The organism is Rhizobacter sp. Root1238, assembly GCF_001425825.1.
GTDB lineage: Bacteria > Pseudomonadota > Gammaproteobacteria > Burkholderiales > Burkholderiaceae_C > Rhizobacter.
Window position 1 is genome coordinate 169,211 of sequence record NZ_LMDM01000009.1, and the last position, 19,337, is coordinate 188,547.

The following is a 19,337-nucleotide window of genomic DNA, read 5'->3' on the forward strand; positions in this document are numbered from 1 at the left end:
ATGCGCTTGTCGCAGGTGTTGTTTTCCCAAGGCTTCGGCACGCGCCGCGAATGCGACGGCCTGGTGTGGCACGGGCTGGTGTTGGTCGGCGGGCGGGTGATCGAGGAGCCGGCCGAAGAGGTCGACACCGACGGCCTGGTCTTCACGGTGCAGGGCCGCGACTGGCGCTTCCACGAGAAGGCGCTGGTGCTGCTGCACAAGCCGACCGGCCACGAGTGCTCGCAGAAGCCCAAGCACCACCCGAGCGTGCTGAACCTGCTGCCGGCGCCGCTGCGCAACCGCGGCGTGCAGCCGGTCGGCCGGCTCGACGAAGACACCACCGGGCTGCTGCTGCTGACCGACGACGGCACGCTGATCCACCGGCTCACTTCGCCGAAGCACCATGTGCCGAAGGTGTACGAGGTGACGGCGAAGCACGAGGTGACGCCCGACCAGGTGGCGAAGCTGCTGGACGGCGTGGTGCTCGACGACGACCCGGCGCCGGTCCGCGCCGCGGCCTGCGAAGCGACCGGGGCCAACACCTTGCGGCTCACGCTGACCGAAGGCAAGTACCACCAGGTCAAGCGCATGGTGGCCGCGGCCGGCAACCGGGTCGAGGCGCTGCACCGCAGCAGCTTCGGCGAGCTGACGCTGGCCGGCGTGCCGAGCGGCGCGTGGCGCTGGGTCAGCGCGGCGGAGCGGGAAGCGTTGGAGCGCAAGCGCTGATCCAAGGGGGTTGCACGGCGAGCGACCCGCTGCGCCGCGACAGATAATCCCACCCCATGCGCGTCTTCAGCGGTTTCCACCATCCCGGCATCGCCGATGCCTGCGCCCTCACCATCGGCAACTTCGACGGCGTCCACCGCGGCCACCAGGCCATGCTGGCGCTGTTGCGCAACGAGGCCCAGCACCGCGGGCTGCCGTCGTGCGTGATGACCTTCGAGCCGCACCCGCGCGACTACTTCGCCCGCGCCGCCGGCAAGCCCGAGCTGGCGCCGGCGCGCATCGCGACGCTGCGCGACAAGCTCTCGGAGCTGGAGCGCTGCGGCATCGACCAGGTCGTCGTGCTGCGCTTCGACCAGGCGCTCGCGTCGCTGTCGCCCGAGGCCTTCATCGTCGACATGCTGGTGCGCGGCCTCGGCGCCCGCTACATCCTGGTCGGCGACGACTTCCGCTTCGGCGCCCGGCGCGGCGGCGACTACGCGATGCTCGACGCCGCCGGCCCGGCCCAGGGCTTCGACGTCGCCCGCATGAAGAGCTACGAGGTGCACGGGCTGCGGGTGTCGAGCTCGGCGGTGCGCCAGGCGCTGGCCGCCGGCGACATGGCGCAGGTCGAAGCGCTGCTGGGCCGCAGCTACAGCATCAGCGGCCACGTGGTGCACGGCCGCAAGCTCGGCCGCGAGCTCGGTTTTCGCACGCTGAACCTGCGCTTCGCCCACGCCAAGTCGGCCGCGATGGGCATCTACGCGGTGCGCACCCACGGCCTGGGCGAGCAGCCGCTGGACGGCGTCGCGAGCCTGGGCGTGCGCCCGACGGTCGAAGACGCCGGGCGGGTGCTGCTCGAAGTGCATTGCCTCGATTGGCCCGCACGCCTCGGGGCCGAGGGGGCCTACGGTAAACTCGTCCGCGTGGAACTGCTGCACAAACTTCGCGACGAAGCGCGTTTCGACGGGCTGGATGCCCTGACGGCCGCCATCGCGCAGGACGTGCAGGACGCCCGCGTCTGCCTCGCGTCGTACGCCGCGCAACGCCGCCAGACCACCCGCGACCGAATTTAACGCTCGCCGCTCCCACCCGCCCTCCGCACTTCTTTCGCGAGCCCCGGCGCCCGGCGCCGGCACCTGTCTTCGAGACGCGCCGCGCGGCGCGCAAAGCCATGACCGACAAGACCACGGACTACCGAAGCACCCTGAACCTGCCCGACACGCCGTTCCCGATGCGTGGCGACCTGCCCAAGCGCGAGCCGGGCTGGATCAAGGACTGGGCCGACCAGGGCATCTACAAGCAGCTGCGCGACGCCCGCGTGAACCGCCCGCGCTTCGTGCTGCACGATGGCCCGCCCTATGCCAACGGCACGCTGCACGTCGGCCACGCGGCCAACAAGATCCTGAAGGACATGATCGTCAAGGCGCGCCAGCTGGCCGGCTTCGACGCGCGCTACACGCCGGGCTGGGACTGTCACGGCCTGCCGATCGAGAACCAGATCGAGAAAACCTTCGGCCGCAACCTCGAACGCGCCGACGTGCAGGCGAAGAGCCGCGCCTATGCCGGCGAACAGATCGCGCAGCAGATGGCCGACTTCAAGCGCGTCGGCGTGCTCGGCGACTGGGACCACCCGTACCGCACGATGGACTTCGGCAACGAGGCCAACGAGATCCGCGTGCTGAAGCGACTGATCGAGCGCGGCTTCGTCTACCGCGGGCTGAAGCCGGTCTACTGGTGCTTCGACTGCCATTCGTCGCTGGCCGAATTCGAGATCGAATACGCCGACAAGCAGTCGCAGACCGTCGACGTCGCCTTCCTGGCGGCCGAGCCGGCCAAGCTGGCCGCCGCGTTCGGCCTGCCGTCGCTGGCCAAGGACGCCTTCGCGGTGATCTGGACCACCACCGCGTGGACCCTCCCCGCCAACCAGGCGCTGAACCTGAACCCGGCGCTGGAGTACGCGCTGGTCGACACCGAGCGCGGCATCCTGCTGCTGGCGCTGGCGCTGGTCGACAAGTGCCTGGAGCGCTACGGCCTCACCGGCACGGTGCTGGCCACCACGCTCGGCAAGAACCTCGACGGCCTCACCTTCCGCCACCCGCTGGCGCATGTCGACCCGGGCTACGACCGCGTCAGCCCGGTGTACCTGGCCGACTACGCGACCGCCGACGACGGCACCGGCATCGTGCATTCGTCGCCGGCCTACGGCGTGGACGACTTCAACTCCTGCCGCGAGCATGGCCTCGCGATCGACGACATCCTGAACCCGGTGCAGGGCAACGGCGTCTACGAGGCGACGCTGCCGCTGTTCGGCGGCCAGCACATCTGGAAGGCCACGCCGCTGGTGGTCGATGCGCTGCGCGACGCCGGCCGGCTGCTCGCCACCTCGAAGCTGACCCACAGCTACCCGCACTGCTGGCGCCACAAGACGCCGGTGATCTACCGCGCCGCGGCGCAGTGGTTCGTGCGCATGGACGAAGGCGACGGCGTGTTCACGACCGACAAGGCGCCACAGACGCTGCGCCAGACCGCGCTGGAAGCCATCGCCCAGACCAGCTTCTACCCGGAGAACGGCCGGGCCCGGCTGCACGACATGATCGCGAACCGGCCCGACTGGTGCATCAGCCGCCAGCGCAACTGGGGCGTGCCGCTGCCGTTCTTCCTGCACAAGGCGACCGGCGAACTGCACCCCGACACGATGGCGCTGATCGACCGCGCCGCCGAGGTGGTGCAGCAAGGCGGTGTCGAGGCCTGGTCGAAGCTGACGGTCGACGAGGTGCTGGGCGCCGAGGCGGGTGACTACATCAAGAGCAACGACATCCTCGACGTGTGGTTCGACTCGGGCTCGACCTTCCATCACGTGCTGAACGAGAAGGTGGGCAGCCAGCCGGGCACGACCGGCGGGCCGGGCAGCGAAGGCGGCCCCGAGGCCGACCTGTACCTCGAAGGCCACGACCAGCACCGCGGCTGGTTCCATTCGTCGCTGCTGATCGCCAGCGCGATGGAAGGCCATGCGCCGTACCGCGGCCTGCTGACGCACGGCTTCACGGTCGACGGCCAGGGCCGCAAGATGAGCAAGAGCCTGGGCAACTTCATCTCGCTGCAGGATTCGGTGCAGGAGATGGGCGCCGAGATCCTGCGCCTGTGGTGCGCCGCGACCGACTACTCGGGCGACCTCGCGATCGACAAGAAGATCCTCGCGCGCGTCGTCGATGCGTACCGCCGCATCCGCAACACGCTGCGCTTCATGCTGGCCAACACCAGCGATTTCGATCCGGCGACCGACCTGGTGCCGCCGGCCGGGATGCTCGAGATCGACCGCTACGCGCTGGCGCGCGCGGCGCAGTTCCAGGCCGAGGTGCTGAAGCACTACGAGGTCTACGAGTTCCACCCGGTGGTGGCCAAGCTGCAGGTGTTCTGCAGCGAGGACCTGGGCGCGTTCTACCTCGACGTGCTGAAGGACCGGCTCTACACCACCGCGCCGAAGTCGCTGGCCCGGCGCAGCGCGCAAACCGCGCTGTGGCACGTGACGCACGCGATGCTGCGCTGGATGGCGCCGTTCCTGAGCTTCACCGCCGAGGAGGCGTGGAAGGTGTTCGCGCCGAGGCAGTCGGCATCGATCTTCATCGAGACCTTCAGCGACACGTCGGCGTGGGCCGACGACGCGCTGCTGGCGAAGTGGAGCCGGCTGCGCGAGATCCGCGACGTGGCCAACAAGGAGATCGAAGCGCTGCGCAGCGCGGGCCAGGTCGGCTCGTCGCTGCAGGCCGAGCTGCTGATCACCGCGGCCGCCGACGACCTTGCGCTGCTCGCGTCGCTCGGCGACGACCTGCGCTTCGTGACGATCACGTCGCAGGCGCGGGTTGCGGCGGGCGCGGAGCTTGCTGTTGCCGTGACGCCGTCGGCCGCGACCAAGTGCGAGCGCTGCTGGCACTACCGCGACGACGTCGGCAGCGATGCGCAGCATCCGACGATCTGCGGCAGGTGCACAAGCAACCTGTACGGGGCCGGCGAGACGCGTACAGTCGCCTGAAATTTGCCAAGGAGCCGTCGATGAACCACAGCAATCCCCGAGTGGAATATCCCGACCTCTTCAAGCTCTCCGTCGACGAACGACTGGAGCTGGTCGAGGAGTTGTGGGACAGCATTGCGGCAGATGCAGCACCCGAACCGGAATCGGCAGCCGTTGTCGCGATCCTCGAGGAGCGCATGGCGCAGTACAGAGCCGATCCGGCTTCCGGAATCTCGTGGGAAGAAGCCAGACGGCTGATGCGCGAAGACTGATGCGCCGGCTGATCCTGACATCGAAGGCCCTCGCCGACATTCGAGAAGCACGTCGGTGGTACGAACGCCAGCGCAAGGGTTTGGGCGAAGCGTTCGAGCAGTCTGTGGACGACGTTCTGCAATCCATTCGGCAGCGCCCGCAGTCGTACGCCGAGACAGCCCCGTCCTTCAGACGAGCCTTGGTACCGCGGTATCCCTACCGAATCCTCTTTTCCGTCGACCAGGACACCATCGTGGTCGTGCTGCTCGTTCACACGGCTCGCGATCCCGAAGTTGCCCTGAGCCGCCTTCGCTCCCACTGACCATGACCTTCAAGAACCCCTCCGCCTCCCTCCTCCCCTGGCTCGGCATCGCCCTCGTCGTCATCGTGCTGGACCAGCTGACCAAGTCGCTGATCCTCGCCAACTTCGCGTACGGCGACAGCGTGCACGTCACGCCGTTCTTCAACGTGGTCCGGGTGCACAACACCGGCGCGGCGTTCTCGTTCCTGGCCGGTGCGTCGGGCTGGCAGCGCTGGTTCTTCGTCGCGCTCGGTGCGGTGGCCGCCGGGTTCATCGTCTGGATGCTGCGCAGCCACGGCGGCCAGAAGATGTTCGCATGGGCGCTCGCGCTGATCCTCGGCGGCGCGCTCGGCAACGTGATCGACCGGCTGCTGCACGGCTACGTCGTCGACTTCATCCAGGTGCACTGGGCCGACAAGTACTTCCCGTCGTTCAACCTCGCCGACAGCGCGATCACGCTCGGCGCGATCCTGTTGATCGTCGACGAGCTGCGGCGGGTGCGCAAGGGCAAGTAGCCGCTGCGTCCCGATCGGATGCCATCCGATCCGTCCCGGTCGACCGGCTAGGCCGACACGCCGACGATCACGCTGGACGCCTTGAAGACCGCGGTGGCCGAACTGCCGACCTCCAGCGCCAGCGCCGCCGCGCTGTCGTTCGTGATGATGGCCGCCACCGCCCCGCCGCCGGCCAGCGCCATCACCACCTCGCAGTTCACCGCCCCCGGCGTGACCCGCGACACCACGCCCTTCAGCTGGTTGCGCGCCGACAGGCGCACGCCGCGCATCCCGGCCATCAGGATGATCGACGACGCCTTGACCAGCGCGAAGGCCTTGGCGCCGACCGCGAGCCCGAGTTCGAGCGTGCTCTCGTGCGTGATGCTCGCGACGATGCGCAGCCCGCCGATGCCCTCCAGCTCGATCTCGTCGTTGACGGCGCCACTGCGCAATGCGACCACGGTGCCGGCGAACTGGTTGCGTGCGCTCGTTCTCATCGCCAGCCCTTCCATCAGTGAGTAGTCGCCGGCCAGGCCGCCGGCCTGCCGGTTCAAGCGTTCGACGAAGCGCGCATGCTCCTGCTGGATCAGCACGACATTGCGCAGCAGCTGCTCGCCGCGCGGCGTGAGCCGCGTGCGGCCGCCGCCGGGGCCGCCGGCGCTGCGCTCCAGCAGCGGCTCGCCGGCCAGGTTGCTCATCTGGTCGACGGCGTCCCACGCGCCCTTGTAGCTGAAGCCCGCCGTCTTCGCGGCTTGCGTGATCGAGCCCAGCCGCGCAATCTCGACCAGCAGCGCGATGCGCCGCGTGCCGGCCAGGCTCTGCCCGCCGAGGTTCAACGTCAGCTCGGCACCGAGCGTGAGGGTGTCGTTCGGTGCGTCAGCCATCGACGGCACCATCGCGCAGTTGCAGCACCTGTTCGCCGAAGCGCCGCAGGTCGTCCGGGTCGTGGGTGATCATCACCAGCGGGATGTCGATCTGCGCCAGCAGCCGGTCCAGTTCGTCGCGCGTGCGCTCGCGCAAGCCCGGGTCGAGCGCGGAGAACGGCTCGTCGAGCAGCAGCGCACGCGGCGAGGCCACCAGCGCACGCGCGAGCGCGGTGCGCTGGCGCTGGCCGCCCGAGAGCTGGTGCGGCCGCTGCGACGCGACCGGCCCCAGCTCCAACGCGCCCAGCCAGCGCTCGACCGCCTCGCCACCGGCATCGCGTGGCGGATTGCGCCAGCCGCGCTGCAGGCCGAACGCGATGTTCTGCCGCACGTTCAGCTGCGGGAACAGCGCGTAGTCCTGGAACAGGTAGCCGAAGCGGCGCTGCCGCGCCGGCACCGCGACGCGCGCGCCGCCGTCGAACAGCGTCTCGCCGTTGAACGCGATGCGGCCGGCATCGGGCCGCAGCAGCCCGGCGAGCGCCCGCAGCGTCAGCGTCTTGCCGGCACCCGACGGGCCGTAGATCACCGTGCGGCGCGCCTGCGCGGTGAAGCGAACCTGCAGTTCGAAGCGCCGCTGCGGGCTCTCCACCGTCTTCCGGATGTCGACGTCGAAGCTCATCGCACGCCGCTCCCGCGCAACAGCCGCCCGGCCAGCAGCAGCACGGCGATGCAGGTCAGCGAGGTGATCAGCACCAGCACGTTGGCCACGCCGTCCTGCCCGGCCTGCACCGCCTCGTAGACCGCGACCGACAGCGTCTGCGTGCGCCCGGGGATGCTGCCGGCCACCATCAGCGTCGCGCCGAACTCGCCGAGCGAGCGCGCGAACGACAGCAACAGCCCCGCCAGGATGCCGCGCCACGCGAGCGGCAGCGTCACGCGGAAAAACACCGCCGCGTCCGACAGGCCGAGCACGCGCCCGGCGTTCTCCAGCTGCGGATCGACGCCCTCGAAGGCCGCGCGCGCCGCCTTCAGCACCAGCGGCAGCGCGACGACGCTGGCGGCGATCACCGCGCCTTGCCAGGTGAAGATCAGCTGGATGCCGAGTTGCTCGTACAACCACGCGCCGAGCCAGCCGCGCTTGCCGATCAGCACCAGCAGGTAGTAGCCGAGCACGGTCGGCGGCAGCACCATCGGCAGCGTCAGGATCGCATCGAGCAGCTCGCGCCCCGGGAAGCGCCCGCGCGCCAGCAGCAGGCCCAGGCCGACGCCGAGCACCAGGTCGATCAGCGTGGCCCAGCCCGCCACCTTCAGCGACAGCGCGAGCGGGATCCACGCCGACTCCGCGGCGTTCACGGTGTATGGAAACCGTGGCGCGCCAGCACCGCCTGGCCGGCCGGCGACAGCAGGTGGTCGACGAAGGCACGGGCCTCCGCCGGGCTCGGGCTGCCGGCGATCAGGGCGACCGGGTAGCGGATGGGGGTATCGGTGGGCACGGCGAACGCCACCTTGACCTTGTCCTTCAGCAGCGCGGCGTCGGTGCCGTAGACGAACCCGGCCTCGGCCTCGCCGCGTGCCACGTAGTCGAGCGCCTGGCGCACGTTCTGCGCGTAGACGGCCTTCGGTTCGACATCGCCCCACAGGCGGGCGGCTTCCAGCGCGCCCTTCGCGTAGCGGCCGGCCGGCACGCCGCTCGGCTGGCCGAGCGCGATGCGCCTGACGCCGGGCTGCTTCAGGTCGGACAGCGTGGCGAGCACCAGCCTGCTGTCGGCCGGCGCGATCAGCACCAGCGCGTTGTTCGCGAAGTTGCGGCGCGAGCCGGCGGCAATCAGCTGCTGCGCCTGCGCGCGGTCCATCGTCTCCTGGTCGGCCGATGCGAACACGTCGACCGGCGCGCCCCTGGCGATCTGCGCCAGCAGCGCGTCGGAGGCGGCGAAGTTCAGCAGCAGCTTCGTCCCCGGGTTCCGCGCCTCGAAGGCGGGCGCCAGTTCCTTGAAGGCGTTGGTCAGGCTGGCGGCTGCGGAGACCGTCAGGTCGGCGGCATGGGCGGTGGTGGCGAGGACCGAGACGGCCGCGAGCAGCAGGCGGACAGCGAGGCGCATGAGGGTTGCTGGAGCGTGGCGGACCCCGAAATGTACCGCACTACATATCGAGTGGTTGGCCTCGCGGTCGGGTGCGGCGCGAAGGGCGCTCGCAAGAGAGCCTACGGAATCAGCACCGACCCACCCACCGTGCGACGCGACTCCAGGTCGGCATGCGCCTGCGCCGCGTCCTTCAGCGCGTAGCGGTGCTCCACCGGGATCTTCACCTGCCCGCTGGTCACCATCGCGAACAGCTCGTCGGCCATGACCTGCGTCGACTCGCGCGTCGCGATGTGCGTGAAGACGGTCGGTCGCGTCAGGAACAGCGAGCCCTTCGCGCCGAGCACGCCCAGGTCGAACGGCGGCACCTTGCCCGACGCGCTGCCGTAGCTGGCCATCAGGCCGAACGGCTGCAGGCAGTCGAGCGACTTGTCCCAGGTGTCGCGGCCGACGCCGTCGTACACCACCTTCACGCCCTTGCCGCCGGTGATCTCGCGCACCCGGGCCGCGAAATCGTCGCGGGCGTAGTTGATCGTGAAGGCCGCGCCGTGCGCCTTCGCGGCGGCGCATTTCTCGTCGGTGCTCGCGGTGCCGATCAGCTGCAGCCCGAGCGCGCGCGCCCACTGGCAGGCGATCAGCCCGACGCCGCCGGCCGCGGCATGGAACAGCACGAAATCGCCCGCCGCGAGGCCGCCCTGCGGCAGCGTGCGGCGCAGCAGGTACTGCGTCGTGAAGCCCTTCAGCATCATCGCCGCGCCTTCGTCGAAGCCGATCGCGTCGGGCAGCTTCACGACGCACTTCGCCGGCATCAACCGCAGCGTCGCGTAGGCGCCGGGCGGCTGGCTGACGTAGGCCGCACGGTCGCCGGCACGCAGGTGCGTGACGCCCTCGCCCACCGCCTCGACCACGCCGGCCGCTTCGACGCCGATGCCGAACGGCGCGGGCAGCGCATAGGCACCGCTGCGGTGGTAGACGTCGATGTAGTTGATGCCGACCGCATGGTGGCGGATGCGGATCTCGCCCGGGCCGGGCTCGCCGACCGCGACCTCCGACAGCGTCAGGGTCTCGGGTCCGCCGGCCCGGTCGAGGCGGACGGCTTGCGCGGGGTGTGCGGCGTGTGCAGTAAGAGGCATCGGTGGCTCCAGTGGATGCGTTATCGTGCCAGCACTCCCGCGACCCTGCCCGCCTCCGGTCTTGAAACGCCTCACCACCGCACCCAACCTCGCCCTCGCCCAGCTGTGGGCCGACATGCTCACGCAGACGGGCATTCCCACGACCGTGCAGCGCGCGTTCGCCAGCAGCCTGTCGGGCGGCGTGCCGCCCAGCGAGACGCTGCCCGAGCTGTGGGTCGACGACGAGGCCGACCATGCGCTCGCCATCGTGCGGCTGAACGAGCTGCAGCATCCGCGCCGCCGGCTGTGGGCCTGCCCGCAATGCCATGAAGTGATCGACGGCCCGTTCGAGCAGTGCTGGAACTGCGGCGCCGCGATGCCTTCGGCATGACGGCGCTGCATCCCCGCATCATCCTGATGCTGACGCTGCCGCCGGTGCTGTGGGCCGGCAACGCGGTGGTCGGCCGGCTGATGGTCGGCAGCGTGCCGCCGCTCGCATTGAACGCGCTGCGCTGGGCGCTGGCCTTCGTGCTGCTGCTGCCGCTCGGCTGGCGCCTGTGGAAGCAACCGCGCGACCTGCTCGAGCGCTGGCGCTATCTGGCCCCGCTGAGCCTGGTGGGCGTCGGCAGCTACAACGCGCTGCAGTACATGGCGGTCAGCACCTCGACGCCGATCAACGTCACGCTGATCGCCGCCAGCTCGCCGCTCTTCATGCTGGCCATCGGCGCGCTAGCGTATGGCGAGCAGCCGACGCGGCGCCAGGCGGCGGGCGCCGTGCTGTCGCTGCTGGGCGTCGCGCTGGTGCTGTCGCATGGCCACCCGTCGACGCTGCTGCAGTTGCACCTGGTGCCCGGCGACCTGCTGATGCTGCTGGCCACCGCGCTGTGGGCGATCTACAGCTGGATGCTGGCGCGCCCGCCGGCCTCGATGCGCTACCCCGAGCGGCCGGCCTGGAGCGGCGCCGAGTTCCTGCTCGCGCAGGTCGGCTTCGGCGCGCTGTGGGCCGGCGCCGGCGCGGGCGTCGAACACGCGCTCACCGGCCAGCCGGTGCTGTGGTCCGGCTCGGTCTACGCGGCGCTCGCCTACGTGGCGATCGGCCCGTCGATCGTCGCCTACTTCTGCTGGGGCGCGGGCGTCACCGCGGTCGGGCCGGCGATCGCCGCCTTCTTCGCCAATCTGACACCGGTGTTCGCCGCGCTGATGTCGGCCGCCATGCTCGGTGAAGACCCGCAGTGGTACCACATCGCCGCTTTCGGGTTGATCGCCGCGGGGATCGTCGTAACATCCCGCGCAGCGCCCCGCAGGACACCATGACAGCTTCCGGTTCCGACGCAGCCTCCCCCGCCCGCAAGCCTTCGTGGCAGCTGCTGTACGGTGCCGCTGCGCTGCTGATCTTGCTGGTGATCGGGCTCGATCAGTTCCTGGGCGTCAAGGTCAACGACCGCTTCGGCGATTCGCTGGCCGCCGACCGCAGCTGGGCCACCCGCTTCGAGGCGCTGGGCGAACTGCGCCGCCTGGCCGGCGAGGTCGACACCCCGGCCAACGACATCTTCGCGTCCGGCCAGGTCGACACCGAGCGCCAGCGCCTGCATGCGGCGCATGAGCGCTTCAAGCAGTCGCTCGCGACCACGCTGCAGCGCTTCGAAGACCACCCGATCGAAGGCGAGCGCGAGCTGATGGTGCAAGGGCTGCAATCGGCCGGCGCCACGGTGCAGCGCATGGTCGAGCAATCCGAAACCACGCTGCAGCGTTTCGCCGAGCAGCGGCTCGACGCCGCGTCGCGCGCGATGGTCGAGGTCGACCGCAGCTATGCGCGGCTGCAGGAAGACCTGCGCGGCGTCGGCCGCATCTCGCGCACGCTCCAGAAGGCGCAGTTCGATGCGCTGGGGCAGTCGGTCGGCCGCTACCGCTGGCTCGAATTCGCGAGCGCCGTCGTCGTCACCGCGATCACGCTCGGCATGCTGGTCTACGGCTTCCTGATCCGCCGGCGCATGGAAATGGCGTCCGCCGACAAGGCCCGGCACCTGACCGAGCTGCAGGCCGCGAAGGACGCCGCCGAGGCCGCGAGCCAGGCGAAGTCGCAGTTCCTCGCGAACATGAGCCACGAGATCCGCACGCCGATGAACGGCGTGCTGGGCATGACCGAGCTGCTGATGGGCACGACGCTGAACGACCAGCAGCGCCGCTTCGCCGACAGCGCGCACCGCTCGGGCCAGGCGCTGCTGGGCGTGATCAACGACATCCTCGATTTCTCGAAGATCGAGGCCGGCAAGTTCGAGGTCGAGTCGCTACCGTTCAACCCCTGCGAGGTGGCCTACGACGTCGCCGAGCTGCTCGCGGTGCAGGCGCATGCGAAGGGGCTGGAGGTGATCTGCCAGATGGGCCCCGACCTGCCGGTGCGCGCCTACGGCGACGCGGCGCGGCTGCGCCAGGTGCTGATGAACCTGATGGGCAACGCCGTCAAGTTCACCGAGCGCGGGCACGTGATGATCTCGGTGGTGAAGCTGCCGGCGAGCAGCGCGGCGCACAACCATGCGGCGCTGCTGGAGTTCGCGGTGTCGGATTCGGGCCCGGGCATCTCGACGGCCGACCAGGCGCGGGTGTTCGACGCCTTCACGCAGGCCGACAGCTCGCGCACCCGGCGCCATGGCGGCACCGGCCTCGGGCTGACGATCTCGAGCCAGCTGGTCGCGATGATGGGCGGCAAGCTGCAGCTGCAGAGCACGCGCGGCGAAGGCTCGCGCTTCTGGTTCTCGCTGCCGATGCGGCTGGTGCCCGACAACGCGACGATGCTGACCGACCGCGAGGCCTCGACGCTGCACGGGCTGCAGGTGCTGGTGGTCGACGACAACAGCACCAACCTCGACATCCTGCGCCACCAGCTGACGGCCTGGGGGCTGCGGGTCGACACCGCCAGCAGCGGCGAGCATGCGCTCGAGCTGATGAGCAAGCGGCCGGTGGTGCACGACCTGGCGATCCTCGACGTGCACATGCCCGACATGGACGGCCTGACGCTGACGCAGCGCATCCGCGCGAACCGCCGGCTCGACGGGCTGAAGCTGGTGATGCTGAGCTCGCAGGGGCTGGACATGCCGACCATCAGCCTGACGCGGCTGGGCATCGAGCGCTGGCTGTCGAAGCCGGTGCGCAAGCAGGAGCTGCGGCGCGCGCTGATCGACCTGCTGGCGCACGAGGCGCAGCCGGCGCCCGACGCCGCCCTGCCCTCCCCGCCCGCACCGTCCGGCCCGGCAGGCCCGGTGAGGAGCGCCCGCGTGCTGCTCGCCGAAGACCACCTGGTGAACCAGGAGGTGGCGGCCCAGATGCTGCGGCTCGCCGGCTACGACGTGCAGGTGGTGTCCGACGGCCAGGCCGCGATCGATGCGGCCCGCAGCCATGCCTTCGACGTGGTGCTGATGGACTGCCTGATGCCGGTGGTCGACGGCTTCGAGGCGACCGCGCGGCTGCGCGAGATCGAGCGCGCCGAAGGCGTGACCGGCAGCGCCCGGCTGCCGATCGTCGCGCTGACCGCGAACGCGATGAAGGGCGACGTGGAAGCCTGCCTCGCGGCCGGCATGGACGACTACGTCGCGAAGCCGTTCACGCAGGAGCAGCTGGTGGCGGCGATCGAGCGGCGGTTGAAGGCGCGGGCGGTGCAGCGGACGGAGTGAGGGGCTCGGGAACGAACCCGCTCAGATCTGGTGCCGCACCGGCGCCACGCTCCACGACACCGTCGGCTGGTCGATCATCGCGTGCACCCGTGAGTGGCCCATCTCGTTCATCAGCCGTGCCATCGCAACGCGGCCGTGCGCGGCCGAATCCCAGATCAGCATGTCGACGACGGTGCCGTCGTTCCATTGCGCGAGCCGGCGCGAGCGGAAACCCGCCTGCCGCTTGAGCCAGTCGTCGATCTCGACGTTGGCGTCGATGAAGTCGTCGCAGGTGCAGTTCGCGAGCTTGAAGGTGGTGATTTCGATCGCTTCGGTCATGGGCTTCCTCCGGTGAGACGGTTCGCATCATCCTGCAGCCTCGGGCTGGCCCGTTAGCCGAATCCTCCAGAACTCATGCACGATCCTGCAAATCGCGCGGTCGCGGCGCAGCACTGCGCCGCGCCTCGGGCAAGATCGCCGGCATGGCCTCGAACCTTGACCGCTACGCCGAGATCGCTGCGCTGATCGCCCGCCACGCGCCCGACGACGGGCAAGCCAGCACCGCCGTCGGCAACCTGTTCTTCGGCCGCTGCTCCACGCCGTCGCAGCCGCACTACGCAGCGCAATGGCCGTGCTTTGCGTTGCTGGCGCAGGGCGAGAAGATCCTGACGCTCGGCAGCGACGAGTACCGCTACGGCGTCGGCGACTACCTCGTCACGTCGGTCGACCTGCCGATCGTCTCGCGCGTCCACGGTGGCGAGCGAGGCATCCCCCAGCCTCGGCCTCGGCATGGCGATCGACGGCGTGCGGCTCACCGAACTGCTGCGCCGCGTGCGCGCGCCGCAGGCCGCCGCGGCCGGCGACGGACTGCGCGGCGTCACGGTGAACCGCGCGCCGCCGGAACTGCTCGATGCGGTGATCCGGCTGCTGCGCCTGCTCGACAGCCCGCACGACATCGCGGCGCTTGCGCCGCTGGTCGAAGAAGAAATCCTGTACCGCCTGCTGACCGGCCCCGACGGCGGGCGGCTGCTGGCGATCGCATCGGCCGACAGCCGCAGCCACCGCGTCGGCAAGGCGGTCGACTGGCTGCGCCGGCACTTCGCCGAGCCGCTGCGCATCGAGGACCTGGCGTCGCATGTCGGCATGAGCGAGTCGTCGCTGCACCACAACTTCAAGGCGGTGACGGCGCTGACGCCGATGCAGTACCAGAAGCAGTTGCGCCTGCACGAGGCACGCCGGCTGATGGTGGTCGAGCGGCTGGGCGTCGCGACGGCCGGCCACCGCGTCGGCTACCAGAGCCCGTCGCAGTTCAGCCGCGAGTACGCGCGGCTGTACGGGCAGCCACCGGTGCGCGACGTCTCCACCGGCCTTGCGCCGGACGCTCAGGGCTTGTAAGGCAGCGACAGGTAGTACCGGCCCAGCTCGGTGAGCTGGCCGTCGGCGCCGAGCAGGCTCGAGAAGTGCACGTCGTTGCTCCAGCGGCCGGTGAACCAGGCGTAGCGCACGACATCGGCCCGGTTCTCCAGCACGCCGACCATCTCGCTCATCTGCGCCTTCTGCTTCGCGACGCTGTCGATCTGCGCCGAGCCGTCACCGTTGTGCCAGTTCGCGAACTCGGTGACCCAGAACGGCTTGCCGTATTTCGTCAGGCGATCGAGCTGGGCCGCGAGGCCGTAGTCGTACCAGTGGAACGCCAGCATGTCGATGCGCGGCGCGCGCTGGCCGTTGGCGGCGCGGTAGGCGGCGTAGAAGGCATCCATCCAGACGACGGGGTCCTCGAAGCCGGCCAGGTTGCCCCAGGTGATCTGCGGACCGACGATCTTCACGCCGGTCTTCGCGGCCAGCGCCTCGACGCGCGGCCACGCCGCCGCTGCATCGGCCGGCGACATCGTCGCCTGGCCCCACAGGTTCGGCTCGTTCAGCACCAGCAGGTAGGTGTACCGCGGGTTGGCCTTCAGCAGCGCCTCGATCTCTGCGTCGTTGAAGCTGAAGTTCCACAGCATCGGCACGAAGTCGGTGCCGGCCGGCGGCGCGAGCTTCGGCCGCGGCGACCAGTTGTACCACCACGACACGCCGGGCGACAGCGCGTTCAGGTCGCCGGTGGTCGCCACGTCGTACGCGATGCCGCGCTTGGCGCTCTTGCCGACCGGGTTCGACGGCGTCGTCGTGCCGCCATCGAGCACCAGGCGCCATTGCTGGTTGTCGCTGCGGGTGCAGTCCCACTGATGCACGACGCCGCCGACCGCATTGCTGAAGTCGCGCACGTCGAGGCACTTGCCGCTGTGGCGCGCCTTCAGCTCGAAGGCGTCGCCGACGGCGGTCGCGGTGTAGCGCTGGTTCGCGGCGGCGGTGTCGGCGAGCTGCTGCACGGCCGCGCCGTTGGCGGTGGACGACGCGGCGACGCTGATCGACTTGCCGCTGCGCACGTTGGTCACGCGCCAGGCACCGCCGCCGGCCGAGGCGATGTCGAAGCGCTGGGCGTCATCGCTCGCGCAGGCGGCCTGCAATGGGCGGGCGCCGTCGGCGGTGCTCGCGCCTTCGATGCCGATGCACAGCTGCGAATGCACCGAGCGGACCGAATAGCGGCCCACTGCGGGCCCGGCCTTGCCGCCGCTGGCGACAGGGTGCACGGTGAACGACTGGGCCGGCTCGTCCTTGCAGGCGAGCTGCTGCAGCCCGCTGCTGCTCGACGGCGCGACGCACTTGCCGCTGCCCGAGTTCACCAGCGCAAAACGGTTGCCGCCGAGCCGCTTGAAGGCGAAGCGCTGTGCGTTGGTGCCGTTGTCGGTCCACTGCTGCACGGTGGCGCCGTCGGCGCCCGAGGCGCCAGCGACATCCATCGCACGGCCGCTGGCGGCCAACAATTTGTAGCGGCCTGCAGCATCCAGGCTCACAGTGAAGGCCTGGGCCGTGCCGCTGTTGCAATCGGCGAAGCGAAAGCGCGCACCGTCGACGTTCTCGGGCGCGGCTTCGAGGCATTGGTTGGTGCCGGTGTTGGCGAGCACGTAGCGCTCCGCTTGCAGCGGCAGCGTGGTGTCGGCCGACGGCGCGAAGGCGGCCGCCGCCTCGCTCGGCGCGGTGGCCGTCGGCGACTCCGCGGTGCCGCCCGCACGGTCGCCTTCAGAGCCGCCGCAAGCGGCCAGCGTGCCGATCAGGCTGATCGCCGCGGCCACGCCGGCGGCCTTCCACATCGAGTGAATCCTGCGCATCGTCCGTCCCCTGTTGTTGGCAGGTCATCGCCTGCGGGGGCAGTGTTATGGAACTGGTTCCAGTTGGCAACGACGGGGATGTGAGCAGGTGTGTAGCTGTCAGCTCGGCAGGCGGATGCGGCCTTCGATCGAGTCGTCCAGCGTCTTGCCGATGGCGGCGCCGATGAGGATCTTCAGGCCGGCGACGGCGTCGCCATGCTGGTTGTCCCAGTAGTAGCCGTCGGTCGGGGCAAATTCGATGACGGTGATGCGCGGGTCATCGACGCCGCCGGTGAACCAGGTCTTGATCGGCGCGGACCACAGTTCCTTGATCTTCGCTTGGTCGGTCGAGATCGTTGCGCGACCTCGCAACTGCAGGAAATCTGAATGCTTCGAGGCCTGGAAATACAGCGTGACCTGCGGGTCGGCCGCGATCTCGGCGTTCTTGTGGCTGTCGCTCACGCTGAGAAACCACAGGTGGCCGCGTTCGTCGGCCTGTTGCACGCTCATCGGCCGCGCGGCAATCGCATCGCCGACGCGGCTCGCCGTGCAGAAGAAGCACGACGCGTTCTTGTCGACGACCTCGCGGATGCGGGCGATGGCGTCGGCGGCTTGCAGATCCTCGCGGTTCTGCTCGGGTTGTTGCTGGTTGATGGAGTCCATGGGGCTTCATCGTCCTGTGCAAGCTGCGCACTGTCAGCCAGGGTGCATGCCGTGTCGACGTAAGCCGCGTCCGACCTTGTGCCCGAGATCGGCGTTCGAGCCACCAGAGGCGTCAGTCCACCGCCATCCTGAGGCGCTCACGGTCCGCATCGCTGATCAAATCGACGTTGTAGAGGTGCTCGATCAAGGCCGAGAACCCCATCTGGAATGTCTTGGCAAGCCGCCTCACATGCTCGGCGTCGGTTGTCACCAGCAGCTTCCGTATGGCAGTGGTCGACGCCATGAACATGGCGGCAAACGCATTGGCACGCTTCTCGACTCTCGGAGCCGTCCACGGACCACTGACGTGCGACAGTCTCCTGGCTCTGGTTCGGTCGAAAAGGACGTGGCACAACTCGTGCGCAAGCGTGAACCTTCGTCCGTCCTCAGTCTTGTTGTAGACGCTGGACGTGTTGATCAGGATCGCCGATCCGAAACCTTGACCGGCCACCGCCACGCCTCGGACGGAGTCTGTTTCAAGCGCCACCTCTTCAATGTGCACACCCAGCGCATGAAGAAGCCCGCGAATATTCACGCACGTGTGTGAGGCATCGATGCCCAGCCTGGCGCGCACCTCATAGGCAAGCTCATAGCCCTCGTAGTAAGCCTCCATCGCGGAAACTCGCACATCGTTGCTGACCAGTTTTCTGAGCGATTCGCTCTCCGCGCCGCGCTGATGCTTTGCCAGAAAGTTCGTCAAGGACTGCGCATCCTTCACCCCGATGTCCGGATTGAGCCCTCCGAACATCAACACGGCAGGATCGAAAGCGGCAATGGCCGGCACGTCCTTCACACGCAACTCGACTCGGTCCAACTGGTGGGAGTCACGAAGTTTCTCGAACAACCCGTGCAGTCGAGCGTCGATGTGAACGAGTTCGAGCTCGCGCAGCGGGGTCTTCTTCAGTTGCCGCAGACGCACCTGCAACGCGCCGATCATTTCCAGATCCCGAGGATTCGCGCCCTCGCCCGTCGATGTACCCCACTCCAGGAATTGCCACAACGGGGTGGCGACGGCCTCCACCGGCAAGATCGCAAAGCCCGGGGAGATCATCAAGGCAAATCCATCGGGAGCAAAGCTGGGCTGACGCCCTCCCCAAGAAATCTCGATGTCGTCGTCGAGCCGGCGCATGCAGACGTCCGGGTAGACGGCACTCGGATCTGCAGCCCGCAGCGCATGCCTGCGCCACCAGCCCTGGACCTCTCGATAGGTTGCGGAAAGCACTTCGTCTTCCGACGCGATGTAACGTCCCAGCGCGGAAAATGCGGCAACCGCTGCGGGTGAACCGCTCTTCTCCGGCCAAGCGTAGGCCTCCTCATGAAACAGCCATGTCCATTGCGACAACAGCCAGTCGAAGATCGGCGACAGGTACCACGACAGGTGATCCTCAACAGTCCCGGCCATGCTTCGCGTGGTCAGCACTCGGTCGCACACCGTGATTCGCAGATCGCCCGATGACCACCCGCTTTCCTGCGGCAGTCGATCACGAGGTTCGTCGTCAGTAGACCAACGCGCTGCGATCTCGAAAAGACCCGGCGATCCAAAGGAAATGAAATCGCTCATGGCACATCGGCTTCCATGGCCCATCGGAGGTCGTCGGGCCCCTTGATGAAATGCTGCTTGATCTGTCGACGAGACACCGTGCCTTCACCCAGCCAGCGCTGCATCAGATCCTGCGGAACGCTCTCCCAGGAAATTGGATAGCCATGCCACGTCCCGTCCTGAGTCGCCTTCGCTTCGAATGCAAGTCCATTCAGCGTCGCAAAGCGACGGCGTCCGTCCGGTGACGACTCGGCATTCTCGAAAAGCTTCCAGGCCATGGTCTTCGCCCAATCGTGGGTGAATGGATCGTACTGATAGCCACCGCTTTCGGTGCTGTGAGTCCACTCCGGACAGAGCGTCCCCTTTCTCTCACCGGTTGGTCGACTCTTGTGCTTGGGCGAACCCCGGTAGCGCACCAACTCGTTTGGCTTGAGTGGCTGATCCATTCGATTCGTTCCTGATCCGCG

Annotated in this window: 20 protein-coding genes and 1 pseudogene; 11 read left to right on the forward strand and 10 right to left on the reverse strand. The window is 69.0% G+C overall.

Translation table 11 applies throughout. From position 1 onward, the window contains the following. The 6 genes from ASC98_RS09135 to lspA all read left to right on the forward strand — a co-directional run bounded on the left by ASC98_RS09135 (window position 1) and on the right by lspA (window position 5,761). Window positions 1–705, forward strand: a complete 705-nt coding sequence (locus tag ASC98_RS09135) for a pseudouridine synthase (protein WP_056819893.1) — start codon at window positions 1–3, stop codon at window positions 703–705. A 56-nt stretch (window positions 706–761) separates the two neighbouring features. After that, window positions 762–1,757, forward strand: coding sequence for a bifunctional riboflavin kinase/FAD synthetase (locus tag ASC98_RS09140; RefSeq protein ID WP_056816348.1), 996 nt, complete (start codon window positions 762–764; stop codon window positions 1,755–1,757). Between the two features lie 98 nt (window positions 1,758–1,855). Next, the gene (gene ileS / locus ASC98_RS09145; protein ID WP_056816351.1) at window positions 1,856–4,714 is read left to right on the forward strand and encodes an isoleucine--tRNA ligase; all 2,859 of its coding nucleotides are present in this window, start codon (window positions 1,856–1,858) and stop codon (window positions 4,712–4,714) included. 20 nt (window positions 4,715–4,734) lie between these two features. Further along, window positions 4,735–4,965: an addiction module protein gene (locus tag ASC98_RS09150; protein ID WP_056816355.1), complete on the forward strand. Its 231-nt coding sequence runs from the start codon at window positions 4,735–4,737 to the stop codon at window positions 4,963–4,965. Then, window positions 4,965–5,267, forward strand: coding sequence for a type II toxin-antitoxin system RelE/ParE family toxin (locus ASC98_RS09155; RefSeq protein WP_056816357.1), 303 nt, complete (start codon window positions 4,965–4,967; stop codon window positions 5,265–5,267). Before ASC98_RS09150 ends, ASC98_RS09155 begins: the two co-directional genes overlap by 1 nt. A 2-nt stretch (window positions 5,268–5,269) precedes the next feature. After that, window positions 5,270–5,761 carry a signal peptidase II gene (lspA, locus tag ASC98_RS09160; protein WP_056816360.1) on the forward strand — a complete coding sequence of 164 codons (492 nt, stop codon included), beginning with the start codon at window positions 5,270–5,272 and terminating at the stop codon, window positions 5,759–5,761. Between the two features lie 47 nt (window positions 5,762–5,808). Here lspA and ASC98_RS09165 read toward each other — a convergent pair whose 3' ends face one another. The 5 genes from ASC98_RS09165 to ASC98_RS09185 all read right to left on the reverse strand — a co-directional run bounded on the left by ASC98_RS09165 (window position 5,809) and on the right by ASC98_RS09185 (window position 9,814). After that, the gene (locus ASC98_RS09165) at window positions 5,809–6,624 is read right to left on the reverse strand and encodes a TOBE domain-containing protein (RefSeq protein ID WP_056816753.1); all 816 of its coding nucleotides are present in this window, start codon (window positions 6,622–6,624) and stop codon (window positions 5,809–5,811) included. Beyond that, complete coding sequence (locus ASC98_RS09170) at window positions 6,617–7,282, reverse strand: ATP-binding cassette domain-containing protein (protein ID WP_056816363.1); 666 nt, start codon at window positions 7,280–7,282, stop codon at window positions 6,617–6,619. Before ASC98_RS09170 ends, ASC98_RS09165 begins: the two co-directional genes overlap by 8 nt. Continuing rightward, window positions 7,279–7,956, reverse strand: coding sequence for a molybdate ABC transporter permease subunit (gene modB / locus ASC98_RS09175; protein WP_056816365.1), 678 nt, complete (start codon window positions 7,954–7,956; stop codon window positions 7,279–7,281). The genes ASC98_RS09170 and modB overlap by 4 nt, the downstream gene beginning before the upstream one ends. Next, on the reverse strand, window positions 7,953–8,702 hold the full coding sequence (modA, locus tag ASC98_RS09180) for a molybdate ABC transporter substrate-binding protein (RefSeq protein WP_056816368.1): 750 nt from the start codon (window positions 8,700–8,702) through the stop codon (window positions 7,953–7,955). Before modA ends, modB begins: the two co-directional genes overlap by 4 nt. Window positions 8,703–8,803: 101 nt before the next feature. Continuing rightward, entirely contained in the window at window positions 8,804–9,814 is a 1,011-nt protein-coding gene (locus ASC98_RS09185; protein ID WP_056816371.1) for a quinone oxidoreductase, read from the reverse strand. Window positions 9,815–9,875: 61 nt separating this feature from the next. On the opposite strand from ASC98_RS09185, the gene ASC98_RS09190 reads away from it, so the two are divergent. Genes ASC98_RS09190 through ASC98_RS09200 form a run of 3 tightly spaced genes read left to right on the forward strand, consistent with a single transcriptional unit; the run spans window position 9,876 to window position 13,461 of the window. Then, entirely contained in the window at window positions 9,876–10,184 is a 309-nt protein-coding gene (locus ASC98_RS09190; RefSeq protein WP_056816374.1) for a DUF2007 domain-containing protein, read from the forward strand. Continuing rightward, window positions 10,148–11,107: a DMT family transporter gene (locus ASC98_RS09195; RefSeq protein ID WP_369820409.1), complete on the forward strand. Its 960-nt coding sequence runs from the start codon at window positions 10,148–10,150 to the stop codon at window positions 11,105–11,107. The genes ASC98_RS09190 and ASC98_RS09195 overlap by 37 nt, the downstream gene beginning before the upstream one ends. Beyond that, on the forward strand, window positions 11,104–13,461 hold the full coding sequence (locus ASC98_RS09200) for a response regulator (RefSeq protein WP_056816377.1): 2,358 nt from the start codon (window positions 11,104–11,106) through the stop codon (window positions 13,459–13,461). Before ASC98_RS09195 ends, ASC98_RS09200 begins: the two co-directional genes overlap by 4 nt. Window positions 13,462–13,482: 21 nt before the next feature. Here the strand turns inward: ASC98_RS09200 and ASC98_RS09205 are convergent, their stop codons facing one another. Continuing rightward, the gene (locus ASC98_RS09205) at window positions 13,483–13,779 is read right to left on the reverse strand and encodes a hypothetical protein (protein WP_047504410.1); all 297 of its coding nucleotides are present in this window, start codon (window positions 13,777–13,779) and stop codon (window positions 13,483–13,485) included. Between the two features lie 143 nt (window positions 13,780–13,922). Here ASC98_RS09205 and ASC98_RS32035 point away from each other — a divergent pair. Both ASC98_RS32035 and ASC98_RS32040 read left to right on the forward strand, forming a co-directional pair. After that, window positions 13,923–14,129: pseudogene (locus tag ASC98_RS32035) on the forward strand (AraC family transcriptional regulator); the annotation flags it as partial. Between the two features lie 64 nt (window positions 14,130–14,193). Then, window positions 14,194–14,835, forward strand: a complete 642-nt coding sequence (locus ASC98_RS32040; protein WP_255358611.1) for an AraC family transcriptional regulator — start codon at window positions 14,194–14,196, stop codon at window positions 14,833–14,835. Here ASC98_RS32040 and ASC98_RS31600 read toward each other — a convergent pair. The 4 genes from ASC98_RS31600 to ASC98_RS30230 all read right to left on the reverse strand — a co-directional run bounded on the left by ASC98_RS31600 (window position 14,823) and on the right by ASC98_RS30230 (window position 19,316). After that, the gene (locus tag ASC98_RS31600) at window positions 14,823–16,631 is read right to left on the reverse strand and encodes a glycosyl hydrolase (RefSeq protein WP_162249205.1); all 1,809 of its coding nucleotides are present in this window, start codon (window positions 16,629–16,631) and stop codon (window positions 14,823–14,825) included. The two genes, ASC98_RS32040 and ASC98_RS31600, sit on opposite strands and share 13 nt — an antisense overlap. A 117-nt stretch (window positions 16,632–16,748) precedes the next feature. Further along, window positions 16,749–17,291, reverse strand: a complete 543-nt coding sequence (locus ASC98_RS09220) for a pyridoxamine 5'-phosphate oxidase family protein (RefSeq protein WP_056816379.1) — start codon at window positions 17,289–17,291, stop codon at window positions 16,749–16,751. A gap of 112 nt (window positions 17,292–17,403) precedes the next feature. After that, entirely contained in the window at window positions 17,404–18,891 is a 1,488-nt protein-coding gene (locus ASC98_RS09225) for an ImmA/IrrE family metallo-endopeptidase (RefSeq protein ID WP_162249204.1), read from the reverse strand. After that, window positions 18,888–19,316: a hypothetical protein gene (locus tag ASC98_RS30230; RefSeq protein ID WP_157597646.1), complete on the reverse strand. Its 429-nt coding sequence runs from the start codon at window positions 19,314–19,316 to the stop codon at window positions 18,888–18,890. Before ASC98_RS30230 ends, ASC98_RS09225 begins: the two co-directional genes overlap by 4 nt. Window positions 19,317–19,337 lie beyond the last annotated feature (21 nt).